This window comes from Halobellus sp. Atlit-38R (assembly GCF_003665925.1).
In the GTDB taxonomy this organism is placed as follows: Archaea; Halobacteriota; Halobacteria; order Halobacteriales; family Haloferacaceae; genus Haloquadratum; species Haloquadratum inordinatus.
Window position 1 is genome coordinate 1 of record NZ_QXIJ01000030.1, and the last position, 9404, is coordinate 9404.

Annotated in this window: 12 protein-coding genes and 1 pseudogene; 6 read left to right on the forward strand and 7 right to left on the reverse strand. The window is 57.8% G+C overall.

Annotation, left to right across the window (positions count from 1 at the left end; genetic code table 11):
* The 3 genes and pseudogenes from D3D02_RS17685 to prf1 form a co-directional block, all read left to right on the forward strand.
* Positions 1 to 328, forward strand: a pseudogene (locus D3D02_RS17685) (SWIM zinc finger domain-containing protein); the annotation flags it as partial.
* Between the two features lie 141 nt (positions 329 to 469).
* A complete protein-coding gene (locus tag D3D02_RS17690) occupies positions 470 to 784 on the forward strand; it encodes a DUF86 domain-containing protein (protein WP_233560697.1) in 315 nt (104 codons plus the stop codon).
* 528 nt (positions 785 to 1312) lie between these two features.
* Positions 1313 to 2389, forward strand: a complete 1077-nt coding sequence (gene prf1 / locus D3D02_RS17700) for a peptide chain release factor aRF-1 (protein WP_121571269.1) — start codon at positions 1313 to 1315, stop codon at positions 2387 to 2389.
* Positions 2390 to 2639: 250 nt separating this feature from the next.
* On the opposite strand, the gene D3D02_RS21020 is transcribed toward prf1, so the two are convergent.
* From D3D02_RS21020 to D3D02_RS17715, 4 genes are all read right to left on the reverse strand, one after another.
* A complete protein-coding gene (locus D3D02_RS21020; RefSeq protein WP_199723157.1) occupies positions 2640 to 2807 on the reverse strand; it encodes a hypothetical protein in 168 nt (55 codons plus the stop codon).
* Complete coding sequence (locus D3D02_RS17705) at positions 2804 to 3034, reverse strand: hypothetical protein (protein ID WP_121571270.1); 231 nt, start codon at positions 3032 to 3034, stop codon at positions 2804 to 2806. The genes D3D02_RS21020 and D3D02_RS17705 overlap by 4 nt, the downstream gene beginning before the upstream one ends.
* The gene (locus tag D3D02_RS17710) at positions 3012 to 3623 is read right to left on the reverse strand and encodes a hypothetical protein (RefSeq protein WP_121571271.1); all 612 of its coding nucleotides are present in this window, start codon (positions 3621 to 3623) and stop codon (positions 3012 to 3014) included. The genes D3D02_RS17705 and D3D02_RS17710 overlap by 23 nt, the downstream gene beginning before the upstream one ends.
* Positions 3624 to 3692: 69 nt before the next feature.
* Positions 3693 to 4271 carry a helix-turn-helix domain-containing protein gene (locus D3D02_RS17715; RefSeq protein ID WP_121571272.1) on the reverse strand — a complete coding sequence of 193 codons (579 nt, stop codon included), beginning with the start codon at positions 4269 to 4271 and terminating at the stop codon, positions 3693 to 3695.
* A gap of 320 nt (positions 4272 to 4591) precedes the next feature.
* Here D3D02_RS17715 and D3D02_RS17725 point away from each other — a divergent pair, with 320 nt between their 5' ends.
* The gene (locus tag D3D02_RS17725; RefSeq protein ID WP_121571274.1) at positions 4592 to 5131 is read left to right on the forward strand and encodes a winged helix-turn-helix domain-containing protein; all 540 of its coding nucleotides are present in this window, start codon (positions 4592 to 4594) and stop codon (positions 5129 to 5131) included.
* Here the strand turns inward: D3D02_RS17725 and D3D02_RS20495 are convergent.
* Positions 5092 to 5292 (reverse strand): hypothetical protein, encoded by a 201-nt coding sequence (locus tag D3D02_RS20495; protein WP_147435686.1) that lies wholly within the window; start codon positions 5290 to 5292, stop codon positions 5092 to 5094. The genes D3D02_RS17725 and D3D02_RS20495 overlap by 40 nt on opposite strands.
* Positions 5293 to 5540: 248 nt before the next feature.
* Here D3D02_RS20495 and D3D02_RS17730 point away from each other — a divergent pair, with 248 nt between their 5' ends.
* On the forward strand, positions 5541 to 6077 hold the full coding sequence (locus D3D02_RS17730; protein WP_121571275.1) for a hypothetical protein: 537 nt from the start codon (positions 5541 to 5543) through the stop codon (positions 6075 to 6077).
* A gap of 455 nt (positions 6078 to 6532) precedes the next feature.
* On the opposite strand, the gene D3D02_RS17735 is transcribed toward D3D02_RS17730, so the two are convergent.
* Both D3D02_RS17735 and D3D02_RS17740 read right to left on the reverse strand, forming a co-directional pair.
* Positions 6533 to 7003, reverse strand: a complete 471-nt coding sequence (locus tag D3D02_RS17735) for a DUF86 domain-containing protein (protein ID WP_121571276.1) — start codon at positions 7001 to 7003, stop codon at positions 6533 to 6535.
* Entirely contained in the window at positions 7000 to 7482 is a 483-nt protein-coding gene (locus D3D02_RS17740; RefSeq protein WP_121571279.1) for a nucleotidyltransferase family protein, read from the reverse strand. The genes D3D02_RS17735 and D3D02_RS17740 overlap by 4 nt, the downstream gene beginning before the upstream one ends.
* Positions 7483 to 7906: 424 nt before the next feature.
* Between D3D02_RS17740 and D3D02_RS17745 the strand changes: the two genes are divergently transcribed.
* Complete coding sequence (locus D3D02_RS17745) at positions 7907 to 9211, forward strand: RNA-guided endonuclease TnpB family protein (RefSeq protein WP_121571277.1); 1305 nt, start codon at positions 7907 to 7909, stop codon at positions 9209 to 9211.
* Positions 9212 to 9404: the final 193 nt, after the last annotated feature.

A 9404-nucleotide genomic window follows, 5' to 3' on the forward strand; every position in this document is an offset into this window, starting at 1 on the left:
AGAGCGGTACGACGAGGCGATCGCCATCGCGGACCGGTTTTCGGATTACAAGGTGGTCAAGCCGGTCGCCGACGCCGTCTTCGAGGAGCGCCCGCAGTGGACAATCGACGCCTGCAAGGCACAGGCCAAACCGATCATCGAGGAGGGGAAATCACAGCGGTATCGACACGCTGTGGACTGGCTAGAGACAGCCGGAAACGCGGCCGACGCTGTGGACGAACTCGACGACTGGCGGGGCTACGTACAGGATCTCCGGGATGATCACTATCAAAAGTACAAGCTCCGGCCGATGCTGGAGGAATTACTCGAGGAGTTTGAAGATCGATAGCACAACGAAGACCTTGACATCCTCCTCCGCGTGTAGTACCTAAGCAAAGTTCTGGAGATTGAGAATTCTATAGAGCCGTTGATGGCTTCGTGAGACAGGGCATAGCTGCTATTCTACAAGCAGCAACCTCCAAAACTTCTCTTGATTACTAACGCGGAGGAGGATGTCAAGAATCTCATTCAGTCCTGTATCGACCTCGCCCAGCATATTCGTGCTTCAGAAGGCCTCTCTCCAAGTGGGACTGCAAAAAACGAGATCGAATCGCTTGGGAATGGTGGCATACTCTCATCAGACGTCCAAGAACAGATGGAAGAAGCCGTCGGGTTCCGAAATATCCTTGCCCATCGGTACGGTGATGTGAACCACGACGTCGTCTACACTGTGTTACACAACGACCTCCACTGGTTCGACCAATTTCAGCAGGAAATCGCGCAGTGGTTTCAGCAACGAGATTAACCCTGTTAGCGAGACCGATTACACGTGTGATGCGGAGGTCTCACGACAAGAGTGAGCAGGACGCCGGTGAACTTTGCTCACCGGAAGACAGCAGCAGCGATCGGGGCGTGCCGTAACAAAGAACCTGTTCAATCGGGCTCGACGCTCAGTCACACAGCCGATATCCTGGTGGACTCAGAAAGGGCGAGGTCGTCTCGGTCACCGGGAGACGTCGTCTCCCGAGCTCACGGCGCAAAGCGCCGTGAACGTCCCCCGACTCCGCAAGCACCACAGGCACGAGGCGCGCAGCGGTGGTCGCGGGATGCCGAGCGGCCGAGGGCTATCTATTCGTTCTCAGCCACCGCCTGCCGTCTCGACGGAAGCATTATCCTGCACCGTCACGAACGACATAGTATGCACCACACACCGCCGGTGCACCAGGTGAACGTGCGGACGATGAGCGCTTGCTCTGTTCTTTCGTAGTTGGTAGCGGCGCCGGCGGGTGTATCGCCTTCTCATCGAGCAGCGACGCCGCTTTCACCGAAACAAATGCAGACCACCGAGTACGAACTCCGCGATCGAATCGACCAGCTCACAAACTACCGTGGCGAGGGCACCGAGCTCATCACCGTGGCCGTCCCGCCAGACAAATCACTCCATGCGGTCCGTGAGCGCATCGACCGCGAATATGCACAGGCTGCGAACATCAAATCCGACCAAACACGAACCCACGTCCAGGACGCTCTCGGACGCATCCGACGCCTCCTCCAAGCGTACGAAGAGACACCACCAAGCGGCCTCGTCATCTACGCTGGTGTCGTCGACGGTGCGCTGCAGGACGCCGTCTTCGACGATCTCGATGTCCCCGTCGACGTCTCGCTGTACCGCTGTGCGGCTGAATTCGAGACTGCCCCTGTGGAGCAGGCGCTCACCCCGTCAGAGGTGTACGGTCTGGTCGTCCTCGAACGGGGCCGTGCCGCCCTCGGTCGCCTCGCCGGCGAACGCATCGTTTCCAGCCGGACCTTCGAGAGCCAAGTGATGGGAAAATCCCGTGCTGGCGGCCAGAGTGCGCAGCGATTCGAACGCGAGCGAGACCGCCAGAAACACGAGTTCTTCGAGCAGGTCGCCGACGCTGCCGAACAGACGTTCCTCGATGAGCCCACCGTCGATGGCGTCATCCTCGGCGGGACGACGATCACCGTCGACGAGTTCCAGCAGGGTGACTATCTCCACCACGAGTTGCGGGACCGCATACTAGGCGTATATCCGATTGAGTACGCAACCAAGCAGGGTCTCTCGCAGCTCGTAGAGCGTGCCGAGGACGTACTGTCTGATGCTGAGCGCCGACGGGAACGGGAAGCCCTCGATCGGTTCTTCACGGCGCTGGGACAGGGTGGAGATGTCGCCTACGGAGCTGATGAAACGCAAACCGCCCTCGACTATGGAGCAGTCGACGTCCTTCTCGTTTCCGACGCACGGCCACCAGCGGAGATTCGTGAGCTGGAGGAAGCGACGACCGACCAAGGCGGTGAGTGTCTCGTTGTGTCGACTGACACAGATCGAGGTGCCCAGTTCGATACTGCATTCGGGGGCCTTGGAGCGCTCCTTCGGTTTCCGATCAACTAAGCCGAGTAGTTTTTGACGCCATAGCTGTCGTAGCGTCCCAATGTACGGGTCTGGAGGCAGTCATCGGTCGCGCAGACAATCTCGAGCGGCCGTAAACCGGGTGGGTTCGATGGCACCAGTAGCAGCTATGCCGTTTACCGACTGGAGCGGCGATTGAAGCTAGTGGAGGGGCGGGCCTGCCTTCCACAACGCTGGGAAGTTTGTGGGGAGAGTCAACAAGAGGAACCAACGAGTGTGACGCTGTGAGAGGTCACGCGTCAGCCACTTCGTTAATGAAGTCCTCGTCCAACTGCTGTTTCAACACCCACAGGTTCGCCGCCGTTTCAGCGCTGACGAGCTCTGTGAGCTGGTCGATGGTTATTTCGTCATCGTAGTAAGCAGCCGCGATCTCCTGCGAAAGCGCATCCTCGTCGGTCATCGGTCGCGCAGCCGATCTCGAGCGGCTGCAAACCGAACTGGATCTGTGTCGCCAGCAGCGGCCATCTCGTTCGCCGACTGGAGCTGTGAGTTGATGAGTCGATTTTGCTGTCGTGACCACTCACGATCGTCGTGGGTGCGTACGTACTCAGCCCACTGCTTGATCATCGCACGCCGTTGCTCTGTGTTCCGGCGTTGGTCGTCCTCAAACTCCTTTGAGTTCAGCATAGTAGTCCTCAACTCCAAGTTCTTTGACGTACAGTTCGAGCTGCTCCGTGTTAAAACGTTCCTCGAACGTCAAGTACAGGTGAAGTGCATCCTCGAAATCCTTCCCGCTGAGGCTGTCTGCAGCTTGCGCGAGTCGGAGTTTGTATGCAATTTGGAGTTCGAGCGGGCTGATTTCTATCTGTCCCTCGTCGAATCTGACAGTCAGGGGGTTCGAGAGAGCCTCGCGTTCAACGTCGTTCGAAACAAACCACGTCTCGAAGTTCGGGTACATTTCTCCTTCCTCGGCAATCCGGATGCGGCTCCCCTCGCTCAGCATCGAATACATCTCATCAAGCGGCATCGCCATCCCCCAATACCCTCGATCTTTGAGTTCAGTTACTAACTGCTCAGTTTCCGCTTCGGATAGCGACTCCAGAATGACGTCGATGTCCTCTGTTGATCGAGATCGCCCAGTGAGGATCGCGACGTAGCCACTGACGATGACGTAGTCAACCCTACAGTCGTCCAGGATCTGCGTGAACTCAAGTACGTCTTTGTCGAGTGCTGAAAGCTCCCGTGAAACCGTGAGTGTGCCGTCATTGAGTTCCATCAGTTTCCCCCTTGAAACGCTGATAAACTACCCACTGCGTCACTTGTGTCGGCGCACCCGTTTCAATGGTCATACGTTGACTCCTTTTTCGCTATTATGATGTGCATCCGCATCGATGTTGTAGTGCTCGTGGACGACGGGCCGGAGCGCTTGAAGAATCATCTCCGCAGCCAGCGGCGAGATTTCGAGATCCTCGGCCATCAGGCGGTGGGTCACCTCGCCGCGCTCCCGAGCAACCGCGTATGTGAGTGCCGTCGCAAGGCCGGCGACACCGTGGCGGTCGATGTAGGTGTCGATGTCGGCGTCCGTCTCGCGGCGGCCGACGGCGTCGATGAGCGCCGACGTGATTGTGTACTCGCGGTCGCCAGCGGCCGTCGTTACAGTCAGGTCGATTTCTCGGGCGGCGTATCGTCGGGGCTGCTCGTCGTCCGTGACGTCGACGACTTGGGCGTCGACGAGCCGGTTGACGTAGCTGTAGGCCGTTCCCTGTGCGAGTTCGAGGTCTTCCATCACGTCCTGGACGGTCGCCTCCCCCTCCCGAGCGAGGTACGCGTACAGCTTAGCCAACTGTGGCTTCTTGAGGAGGTTCGCGACCGAGAGGAAGTCTTGGACGATGTCGCCGTCGGCGCGATTTGAGGTGCGTGACACGGGTTGTTCTTGATTACAGTTTACAGCTAACTAGTAAAGAATATGTGGATTACCAAGACGAGAACTCTGTTGAGGACAAATTCGTGGTGTCGGTCGGCCCGTTGGTCGAAATACGTGCTCTTGCGGTATTCTGTGAGATCCTTGGCAATGTGACGCTGGTCGCGCTGGCGATGGCTGAGTAACATAGGGAGAAGGACGAACGGCCTCACCGCCTTGGGCCCAAAAACCGATTCGTTCTTCGAAATCTACTATGGGACGACAAGAGATAGATTATTTTGGCTGTGGAGAATATTATATTTCTTCGCCACGTGGTGTTGGATATGGCGGACTCTCGCGATGGAGAAGACGAACCAGCATATGTCTCGCGGTGGAAGGACGCAACAACGGGATTCGACCGAGTGCGGTCGGTTTCGTCGTCCCTTGAGGAGCCTCGGACAGCGGGCTGGATCGCCGATGAAGCATATGTTTCTGAGCCGACGACGCGGAATCATCTCGAACGTCTCGTCGACCTCGGTGTGATCGTCACCGACGAGTCAGCACGAGGCAAGACGTACTATCCGGACCCGGTCTACACGCGCCTGACTGCGATACAGGAACTCGTTGCAGAGAACTCCGAAGCCGACCTCACTCAACAAGCGACAGCCATCCAAGCAGATATCGAGTCCTGGAAAGCGGCGTATGATGTCGAGTCACCGCGGTCGCTTCGTGCGTCCGTCACGGGAGACGTCTCGGTCGAAGACGCCCAACAGCGGCTGCGTACCGCGGCAGATTGGGAGTCCGCACAGTACCAACTCTCGCTGCTTCGGGATGCGATCGATCACTACGAGACGTATACTGCCCGTCCACCGGCATCCGCATGACCGACGCGGGCGAAGATGATGACGGAAGTGAGCAGCCTACCGTCGATAGTGAGTTCGGCCGCCAGCCACAGCGGCCGGATGGCGGTTGGGAGTCGACGCAGGAAGCCGTTGAGAAGCGTCACCGGATTCTGCGCTCGCTGCGCGAGCAACTCGAACGCCATCCAGCTATCATCTCCGCGTGGGGGAGCCCGGACGGTCAGTATGCTGAAATTGAGGCGGACGTCGACCCAGCACAGTTCGGGCGCGATGGTGAATCGGCATCGCTACGGGTGACGTGGCAACCGAATCCGCACCTTCCACCGAAGACGAGTCTTGACGACCGCCGTCGGACATCACTCACGTCGAGCTATGCGATGTTCTCTATGACACACTCAGGAACGGTTATCAAATCCCCAGTTGACTTTCTGATATGGCTCGTGCGACAATCGATGACTATCGAATCGAGGACATCCATATTCTGATTGAATTCGATTCGGGTGGTCCAGTCGGGGCGACGACGATAGTCTCGGTAGGGAAAGACGACGATTGGTTTGTTAACCGGTGGTTCTACTTCGACGAGGACAACGAGAACTACATCCGGAACTTCGCACGCAAAGTCGCCACCGACGAGAACTATCGTGAGCGCTGTCTGAATCGGACAGCGGACTGGGCACGCGTCGCAGACCACTACGAACAGACTGCCCGACAGATTCTCGAGTATTTCCAAGATGCAGGAGTGATGGGATATTCAGTTGGCGACAAAGAGGAAGAAGACGAGTATCGACGGGCAAAAAACGAAATGGAAACGATTTGTGAGTCACTGTTCGCCGCTCTCAAATCGGAGATCCGCGGCGGAAACAGCACGACGGAGATTGAACGGATTGCCGACGACCACAAAGATCGCGCCTGGGGGTGGTTGCGTGAGAACGGGTATCTTGGCGAGACAGAGGCAAGCGACCTCGCCTGAGGTGAAACAATCAGATGGACGTGATCAACGGTTTCGGTCAATCCAAGCTTGAACTCCTGAAGGTTTTTCATCCTAGCGTGTGCGCCGATCTCCCGGGGCCTACCTTCGCTGACTTCGTCGTGCCGTGGAACCGGAACAGTCCTCCGAGTTCCCGTGTTGTGGTCCTCGAGCGACCCTGATCGGAGAATCGCGTGATCACCTCGTATTCACTCCCACCCTTGAGATCCTCCTCCGTGGTAACGCGAGGAGGATGTCGGGGTTAGCTAACAACTCCGAGAATGTGTCCTCTTTCTGTTGGTTAACCGTGGAATACCCTGCCGAGCAGTCACTCGGTGGTCTGTTACTCACCGTGTCGGCTTCATCCCCCGCCTGTTCAGTCCTCGGTTCCGACAACAGGTGTCGGAACGTTCGTCCCTCACGGGAAGGCGGGGGTATTCGCCTCGAATCTCTATAAACTACGTCTGCTCGTCAACGTCGAGCGCACCTATCGAATCGAGGTATTCGCGTATCTCGACGACGAACGTGCGGTACCGTTCGAGGTCTTGCAATGCGTTGTAGACCACATCATGGTCGATAATTCGTCCGTACGTGTGCGCAAGGACGTTCCGAAAGCGGGCCCCCTGGGCCATCTGGCCAGCAGTTGCTGGTGAGAGGATACCGATTTCGCCGAGTGCTCGCATCGATTCGGGATTGCTTCGTGGTGGCTGTCCACGTTCGTGTTTGACGAGTTCTTCACCGATATCGATCGCTGCCTCTGTCATTTTCACGAACCGGCGTTCGACGATATCTTGCGTATCCGGGTCGTGTTTGTACTCCTCCCGAGTGAGCTGTTGCTTGCGAGCGAGTGTCCCAAGGCTCTCCTCGATTGTCTCAACAGCAACGAGAATACGATTGAGGCGGTCTGCTGGGAACACGCCGTCAGTCATCGCTCACGGTTATGCCCATCAGTTGCTGTGACGGCAGAACCACCTAGATGATCATCAATCTTTGCGAGTGCACTGTCGAAGCGCTCGCGTGGAGATTTGTCGGTAGATGATGTGTCGGTCACTCGCCGCTGGAGGTCCTCGGCATGGGCCACATCGCCGACAAGCAGAACTCCCTCTTCGAAGACTGACGTAGCAACGCGTGGTGAGAGTGTGTGGATGTCGACGAGGTCTACGTCGTCCGTTCCGAGTGCGTCGCTCAGATCCGCACTGAGGCCGAAAAACGCGTCGTTGTACGCGGGGTCCTCACGGTCGACCATCTCAAGTTCCACTGCGATATCGATATCACTCGTTGGATGTGTCGTTTCTGTGGCGTGGGAACCGAAGAGGAGTGCACACTGCACCGAATGCTCCTGTAGAACCGCTCGAAGTGTCTCGAGCGGAAGGGAATCGTCGATGTCTGCTGACTCAACGGTTCTCATTGTTAAGACCCACGTGCCTGTATCATATAAAGCCTCAGTCACCCCGGTGATTGGACATAATCTGTCGGTGTCGCCTCCGGACATTTTGTGGTCTCCGCCACCGCTGATGGGGGCGAAAAACGCTACCAACCGGTAGCTGTCTTACAAGGACCCCTATGCAGCGTATCTTGGTGATCCCGGTCGGTCGGTATCGTCATCTCGACGGTTGTGGGTGGCGGTCCGGGAGGGCGTATCTTCGACGAGGATGCGGTCAATAGGGACGCATATCAGCGTAATGCAAGGTGGAGCCTCCGGCCTCAAGGAGCGACCGAAGCGTAGCGGAGGCAGCGAGTAGGCCGGAGAGGAAACCGACACGGAACGACACAACCGGCATACTCCGACCGACTCCCGAACGTATGAGTACCGTTGTATCCTCTCTGAAGTTATGGACGTGCGTCGAACCGCCGTCGTGAAACTCAACCTTTCCGGCGAGCAACGCGACGCACTCCACCGAACCGCCGACCAATACCTGTACTGCGCGAACCGAACCGCCGACTACTGCTGGTCCAACACCTCCTACACCGAGTGCAAGACCAACAAACGGCAGGTTCGTGACGCGCTCTACTCCGAACTCCGAGAGGAGACGGACCTACAGGCACAACTCGTTCAAGCCGCCATCAAACGCGCCGTCGAAGCCGTTAAAGGCGTTGTCGAACGGTGGAAGAAGGGACAGCGCGTCTCTCAACCGACGTTCACCGCCGAAACGATGGACTACGACGCGCGAAGCGCGACGTTCTACCGAAACAAGGTGTCGCTGGCAACTGTTGAGGGGCGGATCGACCCGTCGTTCATTCTCCCGGCAGACAGTCCGACGCCCTACGAGCGATACGTTCTCTCCGAGGACTACGAGTTCCGCGAGAGTACGGTTCGATACGACGCGGTGGACGACGAGTTCTACATCCAACTTTCGACTCGGCGGACAGATGGCGTTGACGAGACGAACGTCTCGTCCGCACACCAGAACGCTCTGCGTTCTGGGGACGACGACGCAGAGGTTCCGGCAGATACCGGGCACCCCGACGAAACGGTCCTCGGTATCGACCTCGGCGTCAACTCACTCGCCGTCTCCTCGACCGGCACGTTCTGGCAAGGTGACGACTACGACCACTGGTGCCGCGAGTTCGAGAAGCGGCGTGGAGAGATGCAACAGCGCGGCACGCAAGCCGCGCACAACGCCCTGCTTCGACTCGGCAAGCGCGAAGAAGCGTGGCGCAAACAGTACATCCACACGCTCGCCAACGAGCTTGTCACGGAAGCCGTCGAACACGACTGTGATGTTATCGTGTTCGAGGACTTAACCGACATTCGTGAGCGGCTTCCGCACGCGAAGTGGCACCACGTGTGGGCGTTCCGACGCCTTTACGAGTACGTCTCCTACAAGGCACCTGAGCGGGGTGTCTCCGTGGAGGAAGTCGAACCGAACCACACGTCCCAACGCTGTTCTCGGACGGAGTGCGGGTTCACGCACGAGGACAACCGCCACGGAGAACGCTTCAAGTGCCAGAAGTGCGGGTACGAGGTGAACGCGGACTACAACGGCGCGAAGAACATCGGGCTACGGTACGCTCGAAAGCGGACACACAAACTCCGTTCCTCGCCCAAGTCGGGGAGCGGAGACGCAGAAGTAGACCTGCGTGTGAATGGTGGGACGTTGAACGGCGAGAGTCACCGGCCTATTGCCGGGGACTGATTGCCGGGAGTCCACATCAAAGCCCCATCACCAGAACCTTCGGTTCTGGTTAGCAGTCAGAAGCTCTAGTGGTTAGGGGAAGTTATGGAGGTAGCGTCTGATATGAGAGTATGTCTGAAGATCGCCGCAAAGAGATCGTCCGTCACCTCAGTGAGGACGATCTCAACCGGCTCCTAGCGGAGTCTACTGATGA

Bases quoted from the DNA above. Each gene is read 5' to 3' on its own strand.
- D3D02_RS17725 (WP_121571274.1), top strand. From the start codon at position 4,592: ATGGCGGACTCTCGCGATGGAGAAGACGAACCAGCATATGTCTCGCGG.
- D3D02_RS17735 (WP_121571276.1), bottom strand. From the start codon at position 7,003: ATGACTGACGGCGTGTTCCCAGCAGACCGCCTCAATCGTATTCTCGTT.
- prf1 (WP_121571269.1), top strand. From the start codon at position 1,313: ATGCAGACCACCGAGTACGAACTCCGCGATCGAATCGACCAGCTCACA.
- D3D02_RS17710 (WP_121571271.1), bottom strand. From the start codon at position 3,623: ATGGAACTCAATGACGGCACACTCACGGTTTCACGGGAGCTTTCAGCA.
- D3D02_RS21020 (WP_199723157.1), bottom strand. From the start codon at position 2,807: ATGACCGACGAGGATGCGCTTTCGCAGGAGATCGCGGCTGCTTACTAC.
- D3D02_RS17745 (WP_121571277.1), top strand. From the start codon at position 7,907: ATGGACGTGCGTCGAACCGCCGTCGTGAAACTCAACCTTTCCGGCGAG.
- D3D02_RS17730 (WP_121571275.1), top strand. From the start codon at position 5,541: ATGGCTCGTGCGACAATCGATGACTATCGAATCGAGGACATCCATATT.
- D3D02_RS17740 (WP_121571279.1), bottom strand. From the start codon at position 7,482: ATGAGAACCGTTGAGTCAGCAGACATCGACGATTCCCTTCCGCTCGAG.
- D3D02_RS20495 (WP_147435686.1), bottom strand. From the start codon at position 5,292: ATGGCGTTCGAGTTGCTCGCGCAGCGAGCGCAGAATCCGGTGACGCTT.
- D3D02_RS17705 (WP_121571270.1), bottom strand. From the start codon at position 3,034: ATGCTGAACTCAAAGGAGTTTGAGGACGACCAACGCCGGAACACAGAG.